Here is a 23984-nt window from a genome sequence, read left to right on the forward strand (position 1 = left end):
GCGTAAGGTGGCCGTCGTGGCGAACAAGCAGGGACAAGTGGTGGCCTCGGGCGCGTTTCAGGTGTTCGGCGCTCGACAGCGGGATCAGGTCGGCGAACTGCTCGGCGAGATCTTCGACCGCACGGACATCGCGGCCTTGGGCTCCGACTGGCGGGGCATCGTCTACTTCACCCTCTCCGACGACGAGACCACCGCCGCCGACACGGTTCTCGGCTTCGACCCGTCGAGCGGGACCTCGGGTGAGCTGGCCACCGTCGACGAGGTGTCCGAGGCCGTCCGGACCGGTGACGTCGCCGAGGCCGTCGACGTGGCGAGCTTCGATGCGTGGCGGGAGGCGACCGGTACCCGCGCCCTGGACATGGGTGCCTGCGTGCCACCCGCCCTGTATGAATTCCTCGGCGGTGATCCCGCCGAACGAGACGTCGAGCCAACCGATCTCGTCACCTACGTGGCGACCGCGGCCGCGATCATGGGCCGCATCCAGTCGCTCGGCGTCGAACCCGGGGACGAGATCCCCGATGCGGTCTTCGACGAGGAGTATTGGACCTAACCGCCGGTTGAGCCGCCCTTGTGCCGGTTGAGCTTGTCGAAACCCCCTCAGACCGCGCGGCCTCGTCGTTCCCGATACCACGCGACGAGGGCGTCGGTCGACGAATCGTCGTGCGTGTCAGGCGCTTCCGACTGGATGATGGTGCCGAGCAGTTCCTTGGCCTGGGTCTTGCCGAGTTCGACACCCCACTGGTCGAACGGGTTGATGCCCCAGATGGCGCCTTCGACGAAGACCTGGTGCTCGTAGAGCGCCACGAGCTGGCCGATCACCGACGGGGTGAGCTGGGGGGCGAGGATCGAGGTGGTGGGGCGGTTGCCCGGCATCACCTTGTGGGCCACGACATGTGCGGGCACGCCCTCGGCGGCGATCTCGTCGGCGGTCTTGCCGAAGGCGAGCACCTTGGTCTGGGCGAAGAAGTTGCTCATCAACAGGTCGTGCATGGAGCCCGAGCCGTCGGGAGCGGTCGGCAGGTCGTCGGTGGGTTCGGCGAAACCGATGAAGTCCGCGGGCACCATCCGCGTGCCCTGGTGCAGCAGTTGGTAGAAGGCGTGCTGGCCGTTGGTTCCCGGTTCGCCCCAGAAGATCTCGCCGGTGTCGGTGGTGACGTGGTGGCCGCCGGCGGTGACCGACTTGCCGTTGGACTCCATCGTCAGCTGCTGCAGGTAGGCGGCGAAGCGGGCCATGTCGTTGCTGTACGGGAGCACCGCGCGGACACCGACATCCCAGAAGTTGTTGTACCAGAGGCCGATCAGGCCGAGAACGACCGGCGCGTTGCGTTCGAGGGGCTGGGTGCGGAAGTGCTCGTCGACCATGTGGAAGCCGTCGAGGAACTCGGCGAAGCGTTCCTTGCCGATCGCGGCCATCACCGACAGTCCGATCGCGGAGTCCACCGAGTACCGGCCGCCGACCCAGTCCCAGAAGCCGAACATGTTGTCGGTGTCGATGCCGAACTCCGCCACTTCGGCGGCGTTGGTGCTGACGGCGACGAAATGCTTTGCCACGGCGTCGGAGTCGGCGTCGAGCGCCTGCAGGAGCCAGGTGCGTGCGGCGGCGGCGTTGGTGAGTGTCTCGAGAGTGGTGAAGGTCTTCGAGGCGATGATGAACAGTGTCGTCTCGGCGTCGAGGTCGGCGAGGGTGCCGACCAGGTCCGCGGGGTCGACGTTGGAGACGAAGTGGCAGCGGATCCCGGCGTCGACGTAGTGGCGTAGTGCCTGATAGACCATCACCGGACCGAGGTCGGAGCCGCCGATGCCGATATTGACGACGTCAGTGATGGGTTGTCCGGTGTGTCCCTTCCACTCTCCGCTGCGGAGGCGGTCGGTGAACTCGCCCATCCGGGTGAGGACCTCGTGCACGTCGGCGACGACGTCCTGGCCGTCGACGGTCAGTGTCGCATCGGCCGGCAGGCGCAGCGCGGTGTGCAGGACGGCGCGGTCCTCGGAGGTGTTGATGTGGGCGCCGGCGAACATGTCGTCGCGGATCTCCTCGAGACCGACCTCGCGGGCCAGGCTCATCAGGAGTTCGAGCGTCTCGCGCAGCACCCGGTGCTTCGAGTAGTCGATGTGCAGATCGCCGACGTCGACGGTGAGTTCGCGCCCGCGTGCGGGATCGATCGCGAACACCTCACGCAGGTGCATGGCGTACACATGCGGCTGATGAGCCGCGAGCGCCTGCCAGGACTGCGTCGCGGTGATGTCGCCGTGGTCGGTGCCGGTGAAGTCGCTGCCAGGTGCCTGGGTGCTCATGACCACCAACCTTATGTGCTCGGCGTCGTGGCCGCGACGGTCGTCACACGTGGCGCGCAGGCGTCACCGGATCACCGCGTCGGTGTGCGAGGGGCCGGCGGGTCAGCGGCCCAGTGGCCCTCGCCCCAGACGCAGCAGCAGCATCGCGAGGGTGTGCCCCTCCTGGCCGAGATCCTGGAAGCGCTCGAGCACCTTCACCTCGCGGCTGTGGACCAGGCGGGGGCCGCCGGAGGCCATGCGTGCGGCACCGATCTTCTTCGACACCGCCGACCTGCGCTTGATCGCGGCGAGGATCACGGCGTCGAGCCGGTCGATCTCGAGCCGCAGCTGGTCGATGTCGTCGGGCAGGTCGCCGACCTCGGACGAGAGCTCGTACTTGTCGAGGTCGATCGAGTGCTCGAACGACGTGCCGCCGGAAGGGCGGGGGTCCTGAGCGCCGGGGCTGGGGCTGCGGTCGGTCACGCGCCCGATTTTGCCACGACGCCCCGCGACGACCCGCATGCGGCCAAGTCGCCCGACCCGACCACGACGCCGCTCGCGGCACATGGAAACTGGAGCGCATGCCCAACGCGCGGATGGTGTCCCTCGTCGCCCTGTCCCTGATCGTGGGTCAGCTGATCATCCGCGGCTGGCTCGTCGCGACGGGCAACTTCTACTGGGACGATCTGGTCCTCGTGGCACGCGCGTCGTCGAACCCGATCCTGTCCTGGGAGTACCTGGGCCACAGTCACGACGGGCACTTCATGCCGGCGGCGTTCCTGCTCGCCGGGGTGGCCACGTGGCTGGCACCGCTGAACTGGGCGCTGCCGGCGCTGATGCTCGTGGCGATGCAGGCGATCGCGTCGGTGGCGGTGTGGCGGATGGTGCGGGTCATCGCGCCGCGCGCCCGCATCGGTGCACTCGTCGCGCTCGCGTTCTATCTGTTCAGTCCGATGACGGTGCCCGCCTTCGCCTGGTGGGCGGCCGGCCTCAACACCCTGCCCCTGCAGGCGGCGATGGCGTGGATCGTCGCCGACGCGGTCCGCCTCGCGCGCGGTGACGTCGACGACGCGCGACGCCGGCTGGTGTGGACCCGCTCGACGATCGTCTTCCTGAGCGCGCTGGCGTTCTTCGAGAAGTCGTTGTTCATCCTCCCGGTGGCGCTGGTGGCCGCGGTCCTCGCGAACGGCGGTCCCCGCGCGACCACGGTGACGCTGCGGGCCGCCCAGGAGCTGTGGCTGGCGCTGACCGTCGTCGCCGCGTCGTGGGTGGCGGTGTACTTCATCACCACCGACCCGACGTCGGGTGAGCATTCGGTGGCGCAGACCGCGCGCCTGGTCTGGCGGTCGGTGACCGATGCGATCGTGCCGTCGCTCGTCGGCGGGCCGTGGGAATGGGAGCGGTGGACGCCGAGTCCGCCGACGGGTTTCCCGCAGATGTGGATGATCGTCGGCGGCTGGCTGGTCTTGGCCGCGGTGACCTGGTGGGCGGTGGCCCGCCGCCGCGGTGGCGCGGTGATCGTCGCGTGCGCGGCCCTCTACGCGGTCGCGGCGCAGATCCCGGTGATGTGGAATCGGTCGAGTCCGCAGACGGCGATCGAACTCGCCCAGCACATGCGCTATCTCCCGGACACGGCGCTGGTGTTCACCATCGCTCTGGCCCTGCTGTGCGCGGCGCCGGCCCGGACCACCGATGTGGGCGGACGGCATGCGCGCACGTCCGACGCCGAGGCCGGGCGCGATGAGGAGCGGTCGGCCGCGCTGCCCGCGTTCGCGTCCGTCGTCGGTGCGCTCGTCGTGGTGTCCGCGCTGGTGTCGCTGGTCTCGTTCTCGTCGTCGTGGCGGGACAACCCGACCGGCGACTACCTCGAGACCGCGACCGCATCGCTGCACGACGCCGCGACGCAGGGGCCGGGCGGCGTGACCATGCTCGACCAGTCCGTGCCCCTGGAGATCCTGCAACCCTTCGTCTACCCCGACAACCAGGTCAGCCGCATCTTCGGCCGCGTGGAGCCCCGGCCCGACTTCGGGGTGGCCACCGACCGGTTGTTCGTGCTCGACACCGCGGGAAATCTCGTGCCCGGCGGCGTGACGCAGCGTCGCACCATCTACGCGGGGGCGGGGACCTGCCGGACCCCGGAGGTCGACGGACCCACCCGACTGCGACTCGACGGTCCGCTCTTCTCCTGGCCCTGGACGATCGCGCTCAGCTACTGCGCGACCCGGGACGGCGAGATCGAGATCGCGCTCGCGGACGGGGAAGCGGTCCGGGCACCGGTCCGCGCGGGACTGGGGTCGGTGTATGTCCGGATCAACGGTGGCGGCGACCACGTCGATCTGCGGCCCCTGACGCCGGGGCTGCGGCTGCACACCGGCGCCGGCCGGGTGGGCGAGGCCGCCGAGGCGCGCTTCGCGGGCGGCTGAGTTCTAGTGGTGTGTCTCGGAAATAAGCGACTGGTCTCCGGCGCTCGATCGGCGCCTGGCTGCGTTGTCGTCGGTCGAGATAGCTCCGCTATCCCTCCCTCCTCCGCCTTGCCAGACCACCGATCGCTCCACCGGATACCGGCCACCTATTTCCGAGACACACCACTAGTCGTAGTAGAACGCGGAGATGTTGTCGCTCTGGTTCTCCGCGGCGATGAGGGCCCGCAGCGCCGACGCGGTCTCCTCCTCGGCGACGAAGTAGACGACCTGCGCGTCGCCCGCCGCGGCGACCTGCTGCTCCATCTGCTTGCGGAGCACCTCGGTGCCTTCCCAGGACGGATCGAAGGTGCCGCCGACGATGTGGTCCTGATATCCCTCACCGAAGGTGATGTGCATGTTGCCGTCGGTGCCGATGCCGTCGAAGACGTAGTCGCCGCGCTTGATCGCGTAGTAGCTCGGCAGGCCGGTCACACCGGAGCCGAACCGGGCCTGTGCCGGTTCCTTGTTTCCGGTGCGGACGTAGACGATCTCGGTGTTGGTCTGCTTCTCGTTGTTGTCGATGAGATCGTTCAGTTCGTCTGTGGTCGCGTCGATGAAGGCGAGATAGGTGAAGGTGTACCGCGACGCGATGTTGGTGTCCGGCGGGAGGTTGGTCGCCGCGCAGCGGGTGGTTCCGTTGCGTCCGAAGTCGACCCGCAGGACCACCTTGCACTCACCGCCGACGGCGCCGGGCGGGCGGTTGCCGACCGCGAAGTTCAGCGTCAGGCCGTAGTTGAAGTGGCCGCGGACGTCGTCGGCGTACGGGCTGCCCTGCACGGTGTAGTCGAAGGCGCAGGACGAGGTGGTGCATGCACCCGTCTGGCGCGAGGACACCACCGGCTGCTCCATCCAGAGGCCGGGGGCGGGCACCGACAGCAGGTCCGAGACGAGTGCACGCTGGTTCGCGAACACCTTCTGGGCCTGGTCGGCCGGCTGCAAGCTGACCGCGGCGTCGATGTCGTAGGTGACCGGGCCCTGCACGCTCTGACCCTTGACGTTCGTGACGTTCTTCGTCTCCGGGTCGAAGGTGACCTCCCACGCTCCGATCTTCACCTTGTCGTCGCCGACGAACTCGATCGGCGGGTCGGTGGTGGGCCAGCGTCGGGCGTCGGGGGTGCCCTTGTTGGGCGCCGGGAGCTCGGCCCCGAGCTGCGGCGCGTCGCCGTTCTCGATGTTGCCGATGTCGCCGGCGAGGTTGTCCGGGCCGAGGATCGTGCCCAGGCGCGGCAGGCTGGTGAAGCGGGTGGAGGCCCACTTGTTGTCGAGCGGGGCGGCGTCGAGATTCGTCTTCTCGGCGTCGACGAGGAGTTCGTTCCACAGAGCGCCGGGGGCGCTGAGGAACGGGCTGTTGCCGATCTGCCGGTACTCGCCCTGCTGTGAGCCCAGGGTGATCGTGCCCTCGGCGGTGTTCGACGTGGTGACGATCAGGTCGTCGAACTCGACCGTCCCCTCGCCGCGCTCGTCGTCGTACTTGTAGGTGACCTTGCCGGTGAACTTCGCCGCCGGGCTCGTCGCCATCTTGAACAGCACCTCGTCGAGGCTCTTCTGCGCACGGAAGGCGGGGGTGGGCTCCACGGTGCCGGCGCTGCTGAACGGGACGAACGACAGGACGAGCGCGATGACGAGGGCCAGTGCTCCGACACCGAGGGCGATGGCGGCGGGGACGATGGACGGTCTCTTCATGGCGCCTCTTCCTGCTCGCCGGGGCGTCGTCGCCGCGTGCGAGTTGTTCGCAGACAGGGCACCCCGAGCCGGTGATACCGCGTCATATTAGCCGCGGGACACGGCGATCGGGGCCTCAACCCACGGGGCCGGTCGGCTGTTCGGTCGACCACGTGCCGGGGTCGACCGAACCGGCCGACGGGGGTCTGTCGGCGGTGGCGGGTAACCTGGACAACCGATGAACAGCTCTTCTTCTGCCCCTCTTCTCGCCGGTCGCGCGGGCGCCGCTCCCTCGGGTGCGGCCGCCGACGACCGGGTCGCGCGCCTGCTCGACGGTCTCAACCCGCAACAGCGCGCCGCGGTGCTCCACGCCGGCGCGCCGTTGCTGATCGTGGCGGGCGCGGGCTCGGGCAAGACGGCGGTGCTGACCCGCCGGATCGCCTACCTGCTCGCCGCGCGGGACGTCACGCCCGGGCAGATCCTGGCCATCACCTTCACCAACAAGGCCGCCGCGGAGATGCGCGAGCGGGTCATCGACCTCGTCGGCCCCCGCGCCGCCTACATGTGGGTCTCGACCTTCCACTCCACATGCGTGCGCATCCTCCGGGCGCAGTCGGGGTTGCTGGAGAAGATGAACTCCAACTTCTCCATCTACGACGCCGACGACTCGAAGCGGTTGTTCGGCATGGTCATCCGTGACCTCGACCTCGACCCCAAGAAGTTCAGCCCGCGCGGCGTTTCGGTGGCCGTGTCGAACTTCAAGAACGAACTCATCTCGCCCGACGAGGCGCTGGCCGCGGCGCCCGAGGACGACCCGACGTCGACGACGATCGCGCAGATCTACGCCGAGTACCAGCGCCGTCTGCGCGCCGCAAACGCCTTCGACTTCGACGATCTGATCGGGGAGACCGTCGCGCTGCTGCATCGGCATCCGCAGGTCGCGGAGTATTACCGGCGCCGATTCCGTCACGTTCTCGTCGACGAGTACCAGGACACCAACCACGCGCAGTACGTGCTCATCCGCGAACTGGTGGGGGAGCAGACCACCGCGAGTGGTCTGGAGCCCTCGGAGCTGTGCGTCGTCGGCGACGCCGACCAGTCCATCTACGCCTTCCGCGGTGCCACCATCCGCAACATCGAGGAGTTCGAACGCGACTTCCCGTCCGCCGAAACCGTTCTGCTCGAACAGAACTACCGGTCGACGCAAACGATCCTGTCGGCGGCCAACGCCGTCATCGCGCGCAACTCCAACCGGCGCGAGAAGAAGTTGTGGACCGACTCCGGTGACGGCGAACTCATCGTCGGCTACGTCGCCGACTCCGACCGCGACGAGTCGACGTTCATCGCCAAGGAGATCGAGGAACTCACCGACTACTCGATCGGCGGGTCGTCGAGTCACAAATACTCCGACATCGCGGTGTTCTACCGCACCAACACCGGTTCGCGTGCGATCGAGGAGGTGTTCGTCCGGCACGGGATTCCGTACAAGGTCGTCGGCGGCACCAAGTTCTACGAGCGCAAAGAAGTGCGGGATGTGGTGGCCTACCTGCGGGTGGTCGCCAACCCCGACGACTCGGTCAGCCTGCGCCGGATTCTCAACACGCCTCGGCGCGGTATCGGCGATCGCGCGGAAGCCTGCGTCGCCGTGCATTCGGAGAACACCGGACGGAGCTTCTACGAGTCGCTGATGGACGCTGCCGAGGGCAAGGTCGCATTGCTCAACACGCGGGCGGTCAAGCAGATCGGCGGGTTCGTCGAACTCATCGAAGGGCTCCGGTCGGACTTCCTGACCCACTTCGGCGAGGCCGGCTCGGAGGACGCGGATGTGGCCTTCCTCGACGCCACAGAGGAGTCGGCCGACATCGGCGAACTCGTCGACGCGATCGTCGAGCGCACCGGCTACCGCGCCGAACTCGAGGCGTCCAACGATCCACAGGACGGCGCACGCCTCGACAACATCAACGAACTCGTCGCCGTGGCACGGGAATTCAGTGCCGACGCCGCGCAGGTCGACGCCGATGCCGACGACCCCGAGGTCGAGGTGGACCGCGAGGGCGAGCCCGAACCCGGTTCGCTCGCAGCGTTTCTCGAGCGGGTCTCACTCGTCGCAGACGCCGACCAGGTGCCGGATGAGGGCGAGGGCGTGGTCACGATGATGACCCTGCACACCGCCAAGGGCCTCGAGTTCCCGGTCGTCTTCGTCACCGGTTGGGAGGACGGTCATTTCCCGCACATGCGCGCGCTCGGCGACCCGGCCGAGCTGAGCGAGGAGCGGCGCCTGGCCTACGTCGGGATCACCCGCGCCAAGCAGCGTCTGTACCTCACCCGGTCGGTCACCCGCGCCTCCTGGGGGCAACCGGTGTCGAACCCGGAATCCCGTTTCCTGCAAGAGATCCCGCAACACCTCGTCGACTGGCGCCGAACCGAACCCAAGCGCTCCATGCGCGGCTTCGGCGGATCGTCGGGCGGCGTGTTCGGCCGCGACGGGGCATTCTCCGGTTCGGGTGGTTCGTCGATGGGCCGTGGCCGCTCGTCGTACTCGTCGGATCCGGCCCGCGGACGCAACAAGCAGGTTCAGCTCGACATCGGCGACCGACACAACCATCCGAAGTACGGCATGGGCAAGGTCGTGGCCAAGGAGGGCAGCGGCGCCACCGAACGCGTCACCATCGACTACGGCGGCAGCGCGGGACGTGTCACGCTTCTCACCGCGGGCGGGATTCCCGGCGACAAGCTCTAGGGCTGGGTTCGCAAGGAGCGCACGCCCCCGCTCCCTGATCCGGAAGAAGTGACCCCCACTGCTCCCTGAGGAGCGCCCGGAGCTTGCGGAGGGCGCGTCACGAAGGGTCCTGGCAACCGAGACTGCGAATACCCTTCGTGACGCGCGCGAGCTCGCCCCTCAGCAACCGCGCCTGACGGCCATCGTGGACTACGAAAGAACTCGTTGTGCTCGGAGCGGGCCCAACCACTGCTCCCTGAGGAGGCCGGAGCTTGCGGAGGCCGTCACGAAGGGTCCTGGTGAGACCGCGTCGCCAACCCCTCGTGGCTCGCCGCGACCTGTGGGGCCCTTCTGCTAGCCGGTGTAGCCGGAGAGCTTCACGCCCTTGGCGGCGAGCCAGGGCACGGGGTCGATCTTGGTGTTGCCGTTCTTCCACACCTCGAAGTGCAGGTGCGGGCCGAACGAAAAGCCCTCGTTGCCCACCAGGGCGATGACGTCGCCGGCGGTGACGCGCTGGCCTTCGGTGACCAGGACGCCCGAGGAGGCCATGTGGCCGTACATGGTGACCGTGCCGTCGGCGGCCTGGATCTGAACCCAGTGGCCGTATCCCGACGCGGGCTCGGCCTTGATCACGACACCGTCGGTGGCGGCGTGGATCGGGGTGCCGAGGGGAGCGGCCATGTCGATGCCGCCGTGCATGGTGCCCCAGCGCATCGCGAAGGCGGAGGTGAAGTCGTAGCTGCCGAGCGGGATCGGCGAGGTGAAGAGCGGGCGCCGGGCCAGGGCCTCGCGACGATCCTGGTCCGCCGCCATTTTGGCGCCCACACCCAGCTGATTGGTGAAGACGTTCATCTGGTCGGTCTGTGCGGTCGCAGCAGCGACGCCGGGGCCCAGCTCCGCGGGTGCGGCGCCCGGGGCGGTGGCGTCGTTGACGGCCGCGGCGTTCACGGGTGCAGGCGCCTCGTCGCTCGTGCCGACCTGAGCGACCGCGGCGACGGCCGCGCCGGCGGCCATGGCGATGAGAGCTGCGCGTCCGCCCTTGAGGGCGTTCGGCGGCGCCGCGATGCGGTGCTTGCCGCCACGCCGGACCCGTTGTCCGGCCGGATTCGTCCGGAAGGGGCGATGCTCGGTGTCGTCGTCGAGATCGTCGTCGTCGAGCGAACGGAGTTCGCCTCCGTCGAAGATGTCAAGCTCGGCGCCCTCGACGTCGAACGGCTCGTCGTGCTCGTACTGATCGAACTCGTGCTCGGGGATCAGGATGTCCTGAGTGATCTCCGAACGGGTGGGACGGTAGTAGCCCTGCCACGACGACGGCGTCCAGCCGGCGTCGGAGTGCTCGCGAGTGGAGGTGTCGGAGTCTGCGAAGTCGAACTCGTAGTCGGTGAGGTCGTACCCGGCCGCATCGTCGGTGTCGACAATGGGGATGATCGTGGTCATCTCTTCCGCTGTGACGTCATCGATCAACCCGCCCGATCGGACGCGGCCCGATCCGCGTGAGACACCGAGTCCCGCCAAATCGTCCACCTCATCTCTTCGCTACCGCATCTCGTCGCCGGCGGATCGAAGTCACCGTCCGTAATCCTTCTGTGACCACCGCTGAGAGCCGACGGTAACGAAATGATTGCGGCAAGTCCAACCGTAGAAAGCGACAAACCGGCATATTGTGAGCTGAGTCACATGGCTGGTCGCCAAGTATGGAAATTGCCGGATTTTCTGTTCACTACAGCAAATTCAACCTGTGAAGACCGCGCGCCGATGGATTCTGCGGTCGTCGCAGTTCATGGGGTCGGACCGACGCTGCGGACCTCACGTCACGACGTCAATACTGTGAGAACCGACCGAGCGAGTGATCTGTCGCACAAGCGCAGGGTGCGCGCGGGGTGGCGATTCCCGACAGGTTTAAAGTCCGATATGGCCCGCATTACACCCTTGCGCGGGCAAATCTACGAGATGGTGAGCTGAATGGATCTCTTCGAATACCAGGCGAAGGAACTGTTCGCCAAGCACGGGGTTCCCACCACACCCGGTCGGGTGACCGATGATGCCGCCGATGCGCGGGCGATCGCCGAGGAAATCGGCAAGCCCGTGATGATCAAGGCGCAGGTCAAGACCGGCGGGCGTGGCAAGGCAGGCGGCGTCAAGTACGCCGCGACCCCGGACGACGCGCAGTCCCACGCTTCCAACATCCTTGGCCTCGACATCAAGGGCCACGTCGTCAAGAAGCTGCTGGTCGCCGAGGCCAGCGACATCGCGGAGGAGTACTACATCTCCTTCCTGCTCGATCGCACCAACCGCTCCTACCTGGCCATGTGCTCGGTCGAGGGTGGCATGGAGATCGAAGAGGTCGCGGCGACCAAGCCCGAGCGCCTCGCGCGGGTCGCCGTCGACGCCGTGAAGGGTGTCGATCTGGAAACCGCGCGCTCGATCGCCGAGCAGGGCCATCTGCCTGCCGAGGTGCTCGACGCCGCAGCGGTCACCATCGCGAAGCTCTGGGAGGTCTTCGTCAAGGAAGATGCCACCCTGGTCGAGGTCAACCCGCTCGTCCGCACCCCGGACGATCGGATCCTCGCCCTCGACGGCAAGGTCACCCTCGATGCCAACGCCGACTTCCGTCAGCCCGGCCACGAGGAGTTCGAGGATCGCGACGCCACCGATCCCCTGGAGCTCAAGGCCAAGGAGAACGACCTCAACTACGTCAAGCTCGACGGCGAGGTGGGCATCATCGGCAACGGCGCGGGACTGGTCATGTCGACCCTCGACGTGGTCGCCTACGCCGGTGAGAAGCACAACAACGTGAAGCCCGCGAACTTCCTCGACATCGGCGGCGGCGCCTCGGCCGAGGTCATGGCTGCCGGCCTCGACGTCATCCTCGGCGACGAGCAGGTCAAGAGCGTCTTCGTCAACGTCTTCGGTGGCATCACCGCATGTGACGCCGTCGCCAACGGCATCGTCGGTGCTCTCGAGAAGCTGGGGTCCGACGCCAACAAGCCGCTGGTCGTCCGCCTCGACGGCAACAAGGTCGACGAAGGCCGCAAGATCCTGGCCGATGCGAACCACCCGTTGGTCACGCTCGCCGAAACCATGGACTCGGGCGCCGACAAGGCCGCCGAGCTGGCGAGCAAGTAAGGGAGCCACGGAATATGTCGATCTTTCTGAACAAAGACAACAAGGTCATCGTCCAGGGCATCACCGGCGGTGAGGGCACCAAGCACACCGCTCTGATGCTCAAGGCCGGCACCAACATCGTCGGCGGTGTCAACGCGCGCAAGGCCGGCACCACCGTGTCGCACGTCGACGCCGACGGCAACAACGTCGAGCTGCCGGTGTTCGCATCGGTCGCCGAGGCCATGAAGGAGACCGGGGCCGACACCTCGATCGCCTTCGTGCCGCCGAAGTTCTCCAAGGACGCCATCATCGAGGCCATCGACGCGGAGATCCCGCTGCTCGTGGTCATCACCGAGGGCATCCCGGTGCAGGACTCCGCCTACGCGTGGGCCTACAACGTGGAGAAGGGCGAGAAGACCCGCATCATCGGCCCCAACTGCCCCGGCATCATCACCCCGGGTGAGGCGCTGGTGGGCATCACGCCGAACAACATCACCGGCAAGGGGCCGATCGGTCTGGTCTCCAAGTCGGGCACCCTGACCTACCAGATGATGTACGAGCTGCGCGATCTCGGCTTCTCGACCGCCATCGGCATCGGCGGCGACCCGGTCATCGGCACCACCCACATCGACGCCATCGAGGCGTTCGAGAAGGATCCCGAGACCAAGCTGATCGTGATGATCGGTGAGATCGGCGGCGACGCCGAGGAGAAGGCCGGCGAGTACATCAAGGCCAACGTGACCAAGCCCGTCGTCGGCTACGTCGCGGGCTTCACCGCCCCCGAGGGCAAGACCATGGGCCATGCCGGCGCCATCGTCTCCGGCGGTGCGGGCACCGCGCAGGGCAAGAAGGAAGCCCTCGAGGCTGCGGGCGTCAAGGTCGGCAAGACGCCGTCCGAGACCGCCGCGCTGGCGCGGGAGCTCTACGAGGCACTGTAAGAAGTCACGAGAACCGAAGAACCCGAGCGGGTCTGCCCGCTCGGGTTTTTTCGTGGGCCGACCGACCGGATCGGCGCGTGCGATAATTCGTCGGTGAACTCCCCGGCGCGACGCGGCGCGATCTCCCAGCTGGCAGGGGAGTCGATGCGGTTCGCCGGGGTGGTGGCCGACGTCGCGGAACGTCTACCCCTCGCGGGCGGGGTCGTCGGGTCCGTCCGTGCGCGGCTGGCCGAGGCCGCCGACACCGCTGTCACCGTGGTGGTCTCGACGACGCGAGCCGTTCTGGGAGTCGTCATCCGGGAGGTCGTCGACGCATTGGTCGAGGAGGTCGACCTCACCGACCTCGTCCTCACCCACGTCGACCTGAAACGACTCATCAGCGAGGTCCTCGCACTCATCGACATCGACGAGGTGATCACCACGGTCGATCTCGATCGGGCTGTCGCACAGGTGGATCTGATGGCGGCGATCGATCTGGTGGACCTCGACAGGGTGATCGGCAAGGTCGATCTCGACTCCGTCGCCACCCGGATCGACATCGACGCGATCGCGGCCCGGATCGACATCGACGCCATTCTCGGGCGCGTCGACCTGATCGGACTCGCCGAGGAGATCATCGACGGTGTCGACCTCCCCGACATCATCCGGGAGGCGAGCACCTCGGTGACCGCCGATGTGATGACCGACGTGCGCAGCACCAGCGAACGTGCCGACGACGCGGTGGCCAACGCGGTCAACCGATTCTTGCGTCGCCGCGGTGCCGCGGCCATCGAGGCAGCTCCCGATGAGGAGGGGCCACGATGACCGCGGAACCGAAACCGACAGAGCTGCTGCAGAACTCGTCCCCGACGACGCCCGGTCTGCCGCCCGTGCACAAGGCCCATGCGGTGCAGGACCGGGACAAGAACGCGGGCATCGTGAGCCGGGGTGTCGCCTCGTTCCTCGACCTCCTCGTCGTGTGGACGATCCTCGGTGCCGCCTATGCGGGCCTGTCCCTGATGAAGTTCGTGCTCTCGGTCAGCGAATTCTCGTTGCCGGAGGTCGATCTGGTCTTCACCACGACCGGCTTCGTGCTGGTGGCGGTGCTCTACCTCGCGACGTGCTGGGAGGTCTCCGGACGCACACTCGGGTCGGTCGTGATGGGCCTGCGGGTGGTCAATTCAGAGGGTGCCCGGATTCGGCCGACCATCGCAGTGCTGCGCGCCCTGCTCTGTACGTTCTTCGCGATCGGTCTGGTGTGGGTGGTCGTCGACCGGCGTCGGCGGTCGGTGGCCGACGTCCTCCTGCGCACCCGGGTCATCTACTCTCGCTGACCGCCTTGAGCTGAGCCAGTCCCTTCTCGAAGTCCTTGCCCAGCATCTTGTCGAAGATGCCGAAGAACCCTGCCACGCGGCTGAACAACGTCTGTGCGCCGACCATCGTCCAGGACACCCGCGTCGCCTGTCCCTCCGGCGCGAGTTCGAAGGTGACGGTGTTGGTGGCCTTCATCGGCTTCTCGAAGGCAAGGTGCACCTCGACCTCGCGCGGCTCGTCGACGCGCGTGATCTCCATGGCGCCGCGTCCGGCCTTCTTGTTGCCCGACCACGCGTACTTCGCGCCGACACCGGATTCCGCACCGGAGTAGTCGCGCGTCATGTCGGGGTCGACGCCCTCCCACGGCGACCAGTGCACCCACTGGTGGAAGTCGACCAGGTACGGCAGCACCGCAGTGGGCGGTGCGTCGACGATGGTGGATCGGGTGATGCGGAAGGTGTCGGACATGCGGGCCCCCGGAAGAGATCGGTCGGTGGTACGGAACGGGTGTCGGGCTGACGAGAGTATGACACCGGGCGCCGACGGATATCATCCCGTCGGGGCGTCGCGGAGGGTGTCGACGTCAGGCCGGAGCCGCCCGGCCGCGGCGGGATACGGTGTGAGGCATGGGTGAGCGGGCACGGCTGACGGCGACAGACCTGCGCGTGATGATCGTCGACGACGATATGTGGGAATCGTGGGATGCGCCGGTCGGTGAGCCGGCCACGACGTCCGATGGTGCGGACGACACCTATGCCATCGAGCTCGACCGGGCACGCCGAAAGAGCGGTTCGGACGAATCGGTCACCACCGGCGCCGGCGCGATCGGCGGCCGGCGAGTGGCGATCGTGCTGGGGGAGTTCGAGTTTCTCGGCGGGTCGATCGGGCGCGATGCGGGGGCCCGGATCGTCGCAGCGGTCCGACGCGCGACACGCGAACGACTTCCGCTGCTGGCGTTTCCCGCCTCCGGAGGCACCCGGATGCAGGAGGGAACCGCGGCGTTCCTGCAGATGGTCGCCATCACGGGTGCCGTGACCGACCACAAGGCCGCCGGCCTGCCCTACCTGGTGTACCTGCGTCATCCGACCACGGGTGGCGTGTTCGCGTCGTGGGGTTCGCTCGGCCACATCACCTGGGCGGAACCCGGAGCGCTCATCGGTTTTCTCGGGCCGCGCGTCTACGAAGGCCTGTACGGGGAGCCCTTTCCGGCCGATGTCCAGACCGCGGAGAATCTGGTCCGCACAACGGTTGTCGACGACGTGGTCGATCCCGTCGATCTGCCGGCCCGCCTCGCCGCGGTGCTGCGACTGCTCGACGCGCGTGACCGGCCGTCGTCGGACGACTCGGTGACGGTACGTCCGCAGCGCACGCAGTCGGGGGAGCCGGAGGACACCTGGGCCTGTGTGCTCGCCACCCGCGAGGCCGGACGCGCGGGCCTGGTCGAGTTCCTGGCCGGCGGGGATTCGGCGCCACTGTCGGATGCCGGGCCACTGCGCTTCTCGCTCAGCGACTTCGACGGTCGGGTCGCGTTGGTCGTCGGCTACGACCGGACGTCACAGGCGGCGGGGGACCTCCCGGGGCCGCGACATCTGCGCGAGGCGCGGCGGGCGATCATGGCGGCCGGCGACCTCGGACTCCCGGTGGTCACCGTGATCGACACCCCGGGCGCGGAACTGTCGGTCGTCGCCGAGGAGGGTGGCCTCGCGGCGCAGATAGCGCGCTGCACAGTCGAATTGCTCAGTGTGCGCGTGCCGACCGTCTCGGTCCTCCTCGGGCAGGGTGCGGGCGGCGCCGCGCTCGCGCTGTTCCCCGCCGACGTCCGGGTCGCGCGCGCCGACGCCTGGCTCTCGCCGTTGCCGCCCGAGGGAGCGAGTCTCATCGTGCACCGTGATCTCGACCATGCCGGTGAGATGGCCTCGCGGCAGGGCATTCTCGCCGGGCGCATGGCCGCGCAGGGCATGATCGACCACGTCGTCGACGCCGGATCGGACGACGAAGCGCTGTCGGCGATCCGCGACTGGATCGGCCGGTATCTCGCGGGATCGCCGGTTCCGGACGACGAGGCACGAACACGCGTGCCGTCGAAAGACGCGCGATGAGCGCGCGCACCGTCGCCGTCGGGGCGCTCATCACCGACGAGTCAGGACGGATCCTGTTGATCCTGAGGCGGAACGAGCCGTCGGCCGGGCACTGGAGCCTCCCCGGCGGCCGGGTGGAGCCCGGGGAGTCGCTGGAGCAGGCGGTGGTCCGCGAGGTCGAAGAGGAAACCGGCTTGCGGGTGACGGTCGGCGAATTGGCCATCCAACTCGAGATCCCGGTCGGCGACGGACGGGTGTACGAGGTCCACGACTTCCGTGCCGAGATCCGTTCCGGGGAACTACGTCCAGGTGACGACGCCGCGGACGCGGCGTACTTCACACCGGCCGAGGTCCGTCGGGCGAAGGTCACGAACAGGTTGGTGGAGTACCTGGAGCAGGCCGGTGTGATGCCGCCGGAGTCGCCCTGACGGCGCACCCGCCGACGGTCCCGGCGCAGCGGGGCCGACGTGGTGCACGGACATGGTTTTGTGCAGGATGGAGGGATGACCGATCTACTGCCCCTGGACCCTGACCAACTCCTCACCACCACCCGCTCGGTGCGCAAGCGTCTCGACTTCGAGCGTCCCGTGCCGCTCGACGTGGTCAAGGAGGCGCTCGAGGTCGCGTTGCAGGCACCGACCGGCAGCAACAGCCAGACCTGGCACTGGATCGTGCTCACCGATCCCGAGCTGAAGCAGAAGGTCGCGGACTATTACGCGCAGTCGTTCGCCAAGTACTACTCGGGCCAGGCCCCGCGGGATGAGACCGGCAAGCGCGTCGCCTCCAGTGCCCAGTACCTCGCCGACACGATGGGTCAGGTCCCGGTGCTTGTCATCGGCGCCATCTACACCGGTGGCGACCTGCCGGCGGGTAACCAGGCCGGTGTCTGGGGTTCGCTGCTGCCGGGTGCCTGGAGCCTGCAGTTGGCGTTGCGTGCTCGCGGCCTCGGATCGGCGTGGACGACCCTCCACCTGAACTACGAGAAAGAGGTGGCCGAGCTCCTCGGCATCCCGGCCAACATCCATCAGGGCGTGTTGCTGCCGGTGGCCTACAGCAAGGGCACCGATTTCAAGCCCGCGCCGCGCAAACCTCTCGACTCGGTCCTCCACATCGACGGCTGGTGAGGGCGGGGTGCCGGGTCACGACTGATCCGGCACCTCACACCGGAGTGCCGCCAGCGCCATCGCGGTGAGGAGGCGGCGCAGTCCGTGCTGGTCGAACGCGGGCAGGCGAGGCGACGAGTTGAGCAACCCGAACATCGCGTGAACGCGCACGCGGGCTTCCTCGCGGTCGAGTGTGCCCCCGTTCTCGTCGACCACCGCGAGGAGCACGTCCACCCACCGTTCCACATAGCGGCGCTGCAGCAGCCGGACCCGGTGATTGGCGTCCGGGGTCATCGACGGCAGGTCCCGATCCTGCACCGTGATGAGGTCGGGACGGGTGACGAGGACGTCGATGTGAAAGCCGATGAGCGCCACCAGGGTTTCCGACGGTGAGCCGCCGCGGTCGGCGACCTCGCTGCCGCCGTCGTGCAGTCGCTGACTGATGTCGATGAGCATCTCGTCGAGAAGCTCGGTCTTGGAGGAGAAGTGGCGGTACATGGCCGGGCCGCTCACCCCGACGGCTCGGCCGATGTCCTCCAGTCGCACGCCGGCGAATCCGCGTTCGGCCATCTGGTGGGCGGCGGCGGACAGCAATTCGGCACGACGGGCCGCCTTGGCCTGGGTTCGGCGCGTCGGCGGACGATTCGTGATCTCCGATTCGTCCTCGCGCGGTTCATGCGTCGCGGACATCGATCCCGAACTCTACGCGTTCGCGCGTGCGGACGAGATGCAGCGTGTCCGACGTCGGCGCGCGGGGTGGGTGACCCGGTCGAATGAAAACTGCGCCGGCCGGTGCTCACGAGGCCGGGAAGGGCTTAGTCTTGCGCATGATCGCGCGCCGGACGGCGGGCGCAGAACAGTCCGAAAGGGCGGCGGGCCGAGTCCCGCAGCAGCGAGGAGGAGCGGATCGTGAATCCAGGCGAACCCCAGCACCCCGGCGGTCAGTGGTCAGGCGTTCCGCAGGGCCCACCGCAGACCGGGGGCTTCGCCGACAACCAGGATCAGACGGCCCACGTCCAGCACCCGGGCACCGGGAGTCTTCCTCCTCAGCAGTGGAACCCCGGCGCGCAGTACCCGCCTCCCGGTCCCGGCTGGGGACAGCCGGCACGCGGACCACGTGCGGACCTGTCGGTGATCTTCGCGCTGGCCTCCGCGGTCGCGGGGGTGGTCACGTACTTCATGGGCTTCCTCGGGTGGATCTCGGTCGGGGTCGGTGCCGAGGAGGAACTCAACCGTTGGGGAACGGATTTCGAGGAAGGGCAGGGCGGCATACCCGCGTACTTCTCCTACGAGATCGTCCTGAACCCCGGCAAGTTCTTCATCCTGCTCGGGGTCGTCGGCATCGCGGCGACGTTCGTGCTGGTTCCGAGCTATCGCAAGGCGCTGCCGTTCCTCGCGGTCGTCGGAGTCGCCGCGTGGCTGGCCCTGTTCGCCGCGGCACTGATCACGCCGCCGTTCCTCGACCTCGGCGCCGGTGCGATCGTCGGACTGATCCTGGGATTCCTGCAGGTGACGCTGCTCATCGCGGCGGCCTTCTTGTACGGTCTGAAGAAGGATGACGCGCCCAACCGGGGATGACGGCCCCGACGATCCGATCGTCGGCCTCCTACGTCGTGCGGGATGTGTCTTCGCCGACGAAGAAGCCGCGGTGCTTCGCGAACACACCACCAACGCAACCGAACTCGACGCGCTCTGTGCCCGACGCGTGGCCGGCGTGCCGATTGAGCATCTGGTGGGCTGGGTGCAGTTCGGCGAGTTGCGGTTGTCCGTGGGCACGGGCGTCTTCGTGCCGCGGCAGCGTTCCCTGTTGTTGGCGCGCACCGCGATCGCCGCAGCAGATGCGTGCCGGTCGCCGACCGTACTCGAGGCGTTCTGCGGCGTCGCACCCATCGCCGCGAGTGTTGCGGCCGCGGTGCCCGGCGTCGAACTGCATGTCGTCGATGCTGACGACACCGCCCTCGGCTTCGCGCGCCGAAACCTGCCGGGCGGGACCGGGATTCACCTCGGTGCCGGGCTCGTCCCGCTACCGGCAGCACTACGCGGCCGTCTGGACGTGATCGCCGCAGTACCTCCCTACGTGCCCGAGTCTGCGCTCGGACTGCTGGCGCCGGAGGCGCGGGATCACGAACCGCGCGGCGCGCTGCTCGGCGGCCGGGACGGCCTCGACCACATCACGGCCTTGATCGCCGACGCCCGGAGATGGCTCGCCGTCGGTGGCGAGTTGCTGATCGAGATGAACACCGCCCAGTACGACCTGGTCGGGGTCGCCCCGCCGACCAGAGCGCACTACGAGTGCGAGGTCGTCGCGGGCGACGATGGCCAGACCGCTGTGGCGCGTCTTCGGCGGGCACGCTGAGGCCGGCCGGTGTGAGCGAAGCGCTCCTATCTGCCTAGAGGTGTGAGCGAAGCGCTCCTATCTGCCTAGAGGTGTGAGCGAAGCGCTTCTAACTGCTCCCTGAGGTGTGAGCGAAGCGCTTCTAACCGCTCCCTGAGGAGCGAGCTTGCGAGCGTCACGAAGGGTCATGGTGAGCCGGGTTGTGAAGACCCTTCGTGACGCGCCCTCCGCAAGCTCCGGGCGCTCCTCAGGGAGCAGGGGCAGGTCGTTCTTTCGGATTGGGGAGCAGTTGTAACCAGGTGTTTCGAATCACGGACCGGTGCTCAGCCCTAGATCCCCAGCACCTCCCGCTGCCGTGCGACTGCTTCCCGGTAGCGCGCGACGTTGGCCATCTTGATCCCCTCGTAACCCCGGACCATGTCCGGTAGTTCCGCGAGGTCGACGACCGCGGGTACCTGGTCCGCGCCGATGCGCCCACTCGCGAGCGCATCGAGCGCGGCGTCGACGAGCTCCCGGTACTCGACGATCAACGCACGTTCGGTGCGACGGATCTCGCTGCGGCCGAACGGGTCCAGGCGGGTCCCCCGGAGGCGCTTCATCTTCGCGAGCGCGCTCAGCGGGGTGTCGGCCCACGATCCCAGCGCCAGCTTCTCGCGCATCCCCATACTCCGTAGGGTCGGTGGGTGGAGGCGTACCGCGACCTCGGCGTCGGCGCCGAATTCGTCGGCGATGCGCGCGGCGAACGCCGGGTCCTGCGTGAGCCGGGCGACCTCGTACTCGTCCTTGTAGGCCATCAGCTTGAACAGGTTCCGGGCGACGGCGGCGGTGAGCGAGGCGTCCGATGCGACGCGTCGTACGCGGTCGACCGTGTCGAGGTAGGTTCGCGCGTATCTCTCGTCGGAGTGGGCGGTCAGCTCGTCGTACCGGATCGCGATGGTGCGCCGGAGGTCGGCGTCGATATCCCCGAGCGCGCTGACCACCGCGAGGGCGTGGCGGCTCGGTTCGATCTCGGCGACCCCGCGACCGTGCAGTCCGTCGATGGTGCGAGACACGGAGTCGGGATCGGACACGACCTGCCGGCCGCGCCGGAACGCCTGGACGTTCGCGTCCACGGCCACGCCGTTGAGCTCGATCGCCCGCTCGATGGATTCCGCCGAGATGGCCAGCGCCCCGGCTTGATACGCAGCACCGACCATCAACATGTTGGCGTACTGCTCGTCGCCGAACAAGGCTGTCGACACCGCTCCCGAATCGAGGTACACGGTCCGCGCGACCCGGGAGTCGACCGCGGAGTGGACGGCGGAGTCCGCCGGGAACCCGACCGAGGTGTCGATGACCATCAACCCGGTCGGCACCTGGGTGGTCGAGACGATCGCGACCGTCTTCTCGGGAGCGGTGACCTTGAGGTTGACCGGGTCGGTGCCGACCAGCGGATCGCACACGAGGTACAGGTCGCAGTCCTCGGACGCCACCTTCGCCGCCTGCTCCAGCGGATACGGGGCCACCTTGATGTCGCTGACCACGGCGCCGCCCTTCTGCGCGAGCCCGGTCATGTCGACGGTCCGGGCCGAGTGGCCGTCGAGGACGGCAGCGGTGGCCAGGACCTGGGACACGGTCACCACGCCGGTACCGCCGATACCCGTGATGCGCAGGGAGAAGGTGTCGCGGATGGCGGGGACCGCGGGCATCGGCAACACGGTGTCCGCCAGATCGGCTGCGCGCGTGCGGATGCGGTCGGTGCCCGGGGTGACCGTGACGAACGACGGGCAGTCGCCCTTGAGACAGGAGAGGTCGAGGTTGCACGAACTCTGGTCGATGCGCGTCTTGCGTCCGAACTCGGTCTGGACCGGGTGCACCGAGAGGCAGTTCGACTTCTCGCCGCAGTCGCCGCACCCCTCGCAGATGCGTTCGTTGATCACGACGCGACGAGTGGGGGTGGGCATGGCGCCGCGCTTGCGCTTGCGGCGCTTCTCGGCGGCGCAATGCTGATCGTGCACGAGCACCGTGACGCCCGCGACGCCCGCGAGTTCGGTCTGTACCTCGAGCAGGTCATCGCGGTGGCGGACCTCGACGGTGTCGGGGAGTCCCAGCGTACGAACATGTTTCGGGTCGTCGGAGGTGACCACGACCCGGCTGACACCTTCGTCGAGCAGCAGTGACGTCAACCGCGGCAGGGTCATCCCGCCCACCGGGTCCTGTCCGCCGGTCATCGCGACGGTGCCGTTGTAGAGCAGCTTGTAGGTGATGTTCGCGCCCGACGCCACGGCCGCCCGCAACGCCAGCGACCCCGAGTGCGAGAAGGTTCCGTCGCCGATGTTCTGCACGAAGTGGTCCGCGGACACAAACGGGGCCATGCCCATCCATTGCGCGCCCTCGCCGCCCATCTGGGTGACCCCGGCGATGTCGCCGACCTGCCGGGGATCCATCAGCAACACCATCGCGTGACAACCGATGCCGGCGCCGACCAGGGTGTTCTCGGCGACCTTCGTCGAACTGTTGTGGGGGCAGCCGGAGCAGAAGTACGGGGTGCGCACCGCCAACGGGAGTTCGATGCGGGTGCGGCGAGCGGCTTTGCGGTCGAGCCAGATCCGCGCGGCGTCGACCCCGTGGCGGGCGAGACGGTCGGCGAGTCCTCGGGTCACCGCGTCGACGTCGAGTTCGCCGAAGCGGGAGAACAAGGTCGATCCGTCTTCGTGCACCTTCCCCACGATGCGCGGGGCCCGCGGGTGGCGGAACAGGATGTCGCGCATCATCGTCTCGATGAAGTCGCGCTTCTCCTCGACCACGATGACCTCGTCGAGATCACCGGTGGCGGTGTCGAACATGAAGCGATTCAGGATCTCTCGCTCGATCGGGTAGACCATGCCGAGCTTGAGGATGCGGATTCCGAGCCGGCGCAGATCCTCGTCGTCGATCCGCATCAGACGCAGTGCTTCCCGGAGATCGAGGTAGGTCTTTCCCGCGGCGACGATGCCGATGCGGTCGTCGGGACTCGAGACCACGATCCGGTTGAGGCCGTTGAGCCGTGCGTACTCCTGCGCACGCGGGAGCCGGGTGGTCAGCTGATTCTGTTCGAGTTCCATGAGGTGGGCGCCGAGTAGGCGCCCGCTGGGCACGTGGGGGCTCGTCCCGAGGTCGCCGTAGACGGGCACTATGCGGTCCGGGTCGACGCGTGCGGTCGACGCGCCGTCCGCGACGTGCGCGGAGATCTTGAGCGAGGTCCAGACCCCGCTGGTGCGGCTCATGAGCGCCGCATGGACACCGAGATCCAAGATGTCTTGGGAATCGGCCGGATAGAGGATCGGGATGTAGAGGTCGGCCAGCGCCATCTCCGATGCGCACGGGACCGTCGAGGATTTCGCGCCCGGGTCGTCACCGACCAGCGCGACCGCGCCACCGGTGGAATGGGTTCCGATCAGATTCGCGTGCCGCAGGGCGTCCGTCGCGCGATCGAGACCGGGCGCCTTGCCGTACCAGTATCCGACGACGCCGTCGCGGGGGAGCCCGTCCGCGGACGGCGTCAATTCGGCACCGCCGATGACCTGTGCGGCGAGCTGCGAACCCATCACCGAGGTCGCGGCGAGCTCTTCGTTGAGACCGGGCCGGTGGATGACGTCGTACGGGGCGAGATGCTCGTGCCGTCGGGCGAGTTCGAGATCGTAACCGGCGAGGGGAGAGCCCTCGTAGCCGGAGATGAACGAGGCCGTCCGGAGGCCGGAACGGCGGTCGACGCGAGCGCGGTCGCGGACCATGCGTACCAGGGCCTGGATGCCGGTGAGGTAGATGTCGCCGGACTCGCGGGTGTAGCGGTCGTCGAGCGAGAACCCGGTGGCTGCCGTCTCGGGCGGCGTGCCGGGGGTCGGGACGTGCTCGGAGCGAGCGCGGTCGTCTGCGAGGGTCATGGGGTCACCTGGCCTTCTATGTGCGGTGGCCGGTCCGGGGTTCCGGGGTGTCGGCGCATCGGTTGTGTCGGCCCGGGGGTGGTGGGCCTGCCACAACAGTACGAGAAGACGTG

At 68.1% G+C, this 23984-nt stretch carries 19 protein-coding genes; 12 read left to right on the plus strand and 7 right to left on the minus strand.

From position 1 onward, the window contains the following. Positions 1 to 16: 16 nt before the first annotated feature. Entirely contained in the window at positions 17 to 550 is a 534-nt protein-coding gene (locus KB201_RS19025) for a hypothetical protein (RefSeq protein ID WP_058251677.1), read from the plus strand. A gap of 47 nt (positions 551 to 597) precedes the next feature. On the opposite strand, the gene pgi is transcribed toward KB201_RS19025, so the two are convergent. Both pgi and KB201_RS19035 read right to left on the minus strand, forming a co-directional pair. Continuing rightward, complete coding sequence (gene pgi / locus KB201_RS19030) at positions 598 to 2295, minus strand: glucose-6-phosphate isomerase (RefSeq protein WP_211540096.1); 1698 nt, start codon at positions 2293 to 2295, stop codon at positions 598 to 600. Between the two features lie 102 nt (positions 2296 to 2397). Then, positions 2398 to 2757, minus strand: coding sequence for a chorismate mutase (locus KB201_RS19035; protein WP_033203695.1), 360 nt, complete (start codon positions 2755 to 2757; stop codon positions 2398 to 2400). Positions 2758 to 2855: 98 nt separating this feature from the next. On the opposite strand from KB201_RS19035, the gene KB201_RS19040 reads away from it, so the two are divergent. Continuing rightward, positions 2856 to 4697 (plus strand): hypothetical protein, encoded by a 1842-nt coding sequence (locus tag KB201_RS19040; protein WP_211540098.1) that lies wholly within the window; start codon positions 2856 to 2858, stop codon positions 4695 to 4697. Positions 4698 to 4862: 165 nt separating this feature from the next. Here the strand turns inward: KB201_RS19040 and KB201_RS19045 are convergent, their stop codons facing one another. Then, entirely contained in the window at positions 4863 to 6419 is a 1557-nt protein-coding gene (locus KB201_RS19045) for a hypothetical protein (protein WP_065631784.1), read from the minus strand. Positions 6420 to 6636: 217 nt separating this feature from the next. Between KB201_RS19045 and KB201_RS19050 the strand changes: the two genes are divergently transcribed. Beyond that, positions 6637 to 9138, plus strand: coding sequence for a UvrD-helicase domain-containing protein (locus tag KB201_RS19050; protein WP_058251545.1), 2502 nt, complete (start codon positions 6637 to 6639; stop codon positions 9136 to 9138). 333 nt (positions 9139 to 9471) lie between these two features. On the opposite strand, the gene KB201_RS19055 is transcribed toward KB201_RS19050, so the two are convergent. Further along, positions 9472 to 10641 carry a M23 family metallopeptidase gene (locus KB201_RS19055; RefSeq protein ID WP_211540100.1) on the minus strand — a complete coding sequence of 390 codons (1170 nt, stop codon included), beginning with the start codon at positions 10639 to 10641 and terminating at the stop codon, positions 9472 to 9474. A gap of 438 nt (positions 10642 to 11079) precedes the next feature. Here KB201_RS19055 and sucC point away from each other — a divergent pair, with 438 nt between their 5' ends. The 4 genes from sucC (at position 11080) to KB201_RS19075 (ending at position 14473) form a co-directional block, all read left to right on the plus strand. Next, positions 11080 to 12243 carry an ADP-forming succinate--CoA ligase subunit beta gene (gene sucC, locus KB201_RS19060; protein WP_211540101.1) on the plus strand — a complete coding sequence of 388 codons (1164 nt, stop codon included), beginning with the start codon at positions 11080 to 11082 and terminating at the stop codon, positions 12241 to 12243. A gap of 14 nt (positions 12244 to 12257) precedes the next feature. Then, positions 12258 to 13160: a succinate--CoA ligase subunit alpha gene (sucD, locus tag KB201_RS19065; protein WP_058251543.1), complete on the plus strand. Its 903-nt coding sequence runs from the start codon at positions 12258 to 12260 to the stop codon at positions 13158 to 13160. 93 nt (positions 13161 to 13253) lie between these two features. After that, complete coding sequence (locus tag KB201_RS19070) at positions 13254 to 13964, plus strand: hypothetical protein (protein ID WP_223258814.1); 711 nt, start codon at positions 13254 to 13256, stop codon at positions 13962 to 13964. Beyond that, positions 13961 to 14473 (plus strand): RDD family protein, encoded by a 513-nt coding sequence (locus tag KB201_RS19075; RefSeq protein WP_249146034.1) that lies wholly within the window; start codon positions 13961 to 13963, stop codon positions 14471 to 14473. Before KB201_RS19070 ends, KB201_RS19075 begins: the two co-directional genes overlap by 4 nt. Here KB201_RS19075 and KB201_RS19080 read toward each other — a convergent pair. Next, positions 14457 to 14921, minus strand: a complete 465-nt coding sequence (locus KB201_RS19080) for an SRPBCC family protein (RefSeq protein ID WP_211540102.1) — start codon at positions 14919 to 14921, stop codon at positions 14457 to 14459. The two genes, KB201_RS19075 and KB201_RS19080, sit on opposite strands and share 17 nt — an antisense overlap. A gap of 158 nt (positions 14922 to 15079) precedes the next feature. On the opposite strand from KB201_RS19080, the gene KB201_RS19085 reads away from it, so the two are divergent. The 3 genes from KB201_RS19085 (at position 15080) to KB201_RS19095 (ending at position 17655) form a co-directional block, all read left to right on the plus strand. Next, the gene (locus KB201_RS19085) at positions 15080 to 16552 is read left to right on the plus strand and encodes a carboxyl transferase domain-containing protein (RefSeq protein ID WP_211540103.1); all 1473 of its coding nucleotides are present in this window, start codon (positions 15080 to 15082) and stop codon (positions 16550 to 16552) included. Next, positions 16549 to 16959, plus strand: coding sequence for an NUDIX hydrolase (locus tag KB201_RS19090; RefSeq protein ID WP_211540104.1), 411 nt, complete (start codon positions 16549 to 16551; stop codon positions 16957 to 16959). Before KB201_RS19085 ends, KB201_RS19090 begins: the two co-directional genes overlap by 4 nt. Positions 16960 to 17034: 75 nt before the next feature. Then, positions 17035 to 17655: a nitroreductase family protein gene (locus KB201_RS19095; protein ID WP_068969949.1), complete on the plus strand. Its 621-nt coding sequence runs from the start codon at positions 17035 to 17037 to the stop codon at positions 17653 to 17655. A gap of 15 nt (positions 17656 to 17670) precedes the next feature. On the opposite strand, the gene KB201_RS19100 is transcribed toward KB201_RS19095, so the two are convergent. Continuing rightward, positions 17671 to 18324, minus strand: a complete 654-nt coding sequence (locus KB201_RS19100) for a TetR/AcrR family transcriptional regulator (RefSeq protein WP_211540105.1) — start codon at positions 18322 to 18324, stop codon at positions 17671 to 17673. Between the two features lie 219 nt (positions 18325 to 18543). On the opposite strand from KB201_RS19100, the gene KB201_RS19105 reads away from it, so the two are divergent. Together KB201_RS19105 and KB201_RS19110 are read left to right on the plus strand one after the other, a co-directional pair. After that, a complete protein-coding gene (locus KB201_RS19105; protein ID WP_068969947.1) occupies positions 18544 to 19212 on the plus strand; it encodes a DUF5336 domain-containing protein in 669 nt (222 codons plus the stop codon). After that, positions 19190 to 19990, plus strand: a complete 801-nt coding sequence (locus KB201_RS19110; protein WP_211540107.1) for an SAM-dependent methyltransferase — start codon at positions 19190 to 19192, stop codon at positions 19988 to 19990. Before KB201_RS19105 ends, KB201_RS19110 begins: the two co-directional genes overlap by 23 nt. A 308-nt stretch (positions 19991 to 20298) precedes the next feature. Here the strand turns inward: KB201_RS19110 and KB201_RS19115 are convergent, their stop codons facing one another. Next, entirely contained in the window at positions 20299 to 23871 is a 3573-nt protein-coding gene (locus KB201_RS19115; RefSeq protein WP_211540109.1) for an indolepyruvate ferredoxin oxidoreductase family protein, read from the minus strand. Positions 23872 to 23984: the final 113 nt, after the last annotated feature.

The organism is Gordonia sp. SCSIO 19800, from assembly GCF_018132775.1.
Lineage (GTDB): Bacteria > Actinomycetota > Actinomycetes > Mycobacteriales > Mycobacteriaceae > Gordonia > Gordonia hongkongensis.

Excerpts from the sequence above, each read along its gene's own strand:
- KB201_RS19110 (WP_211540107.1), top strand. The coding sequence starts at position 19,190 with ATGACGCGCCCAACCGGGGATGACGGCCCCGACGATCCGATCGTCGGC.
- KB201_RS19095 (WP_068969949.1), top strand. The coding sequence starts at position 17,035 with ATGACCGATCTACTGCCCCTGGACCCTGACCAACTCCTCACCACCACC.
- KB201_RS19075 (WP_249146034.1), top strand. The coding sequence starts at position 13,961 with ATGACCGCGGAACCGAAACCGACAGAGCTGCTGCAGAACTCGTCCCCG.
- KB201_RS19050 (WP_058251545.1), top strand. The coding sequence starts at position 6,637 with ATGAACAGCTCTTCTTCTGCCCCTCTTCTCGCCGGTCGCGCGGGCGCC.
- pgi (WP_211540096.1), bottom strand. The coding sequence starts at position 2,295 with ATGAGCACCCAGGCACCTGGCAGCGACTTCACCGGCACCGACCACGGC.
- sucC (WP_211540101.1), top strand. The coding sequence starts at position 11,080 with ATGGATCTCTTCGAATACCAGGCGAAGGAACTGTTCGCCAAGCACGGG.
- KB201_RS19100 (WP_211540105.1), bottom strand. The coding sequence starts at position 18,324 with ATGTCCGCGACGCATGAACCGCGCGAGGACGAATCGGAGATCACGAAT.
- KB201_RS19090 (WP_211540104.1), top strand. The coding sequence starts at position 16,549 with ATGAGCGCGCGCACCGTCGCCGTCGGGGCGCTCATCACCGACGAGTCA.
- sucD (WP_058251543.1), top strand. The coding sequence starts at position 12,258 with ATGTCGATCTTTCTGAACAAAGACAACAAGGTCATCGTCCAGGGCATC.
- KB201_RS19080 (WP_211540102.1), bottom strand. The coding sequence starts at position 14,921 with ATGTCCGACACCTTCCGCATCACCCGATCCACCATCGTCGACGCACCG.
- KB201_RS19085 (WP_211540103.1), top strand. The coding sequence starts at position 15,080 with ATGGGTGAGCGGGCACGGCTGACGGCGACAGACCTGCGCGTGATGATC.
- KB201_RS19045 (WP_065631784.1), bottom strand. The coding sequence starts at position 6,419 with ATGAAGAGACCGTCCATCGTCCCCGCCGCCATCGCCCTCGGTGTCGGA.
- KB201_RS19115 (WP_211540109.1), bottom strand. The coding sequence starts at position 23,871 with ATGACCCTCGCAGACGACCGCGCTCGCTCCGAGCACGTCCCGACCCCC.
- KB201_RS19040 (WP_211540098.1), top strand. The coding sequence starts at position 2,856 with ATGCCCAACGCGCGGATGGTGTCCCTCGTCGCCCTGTCCCTGATCGTG.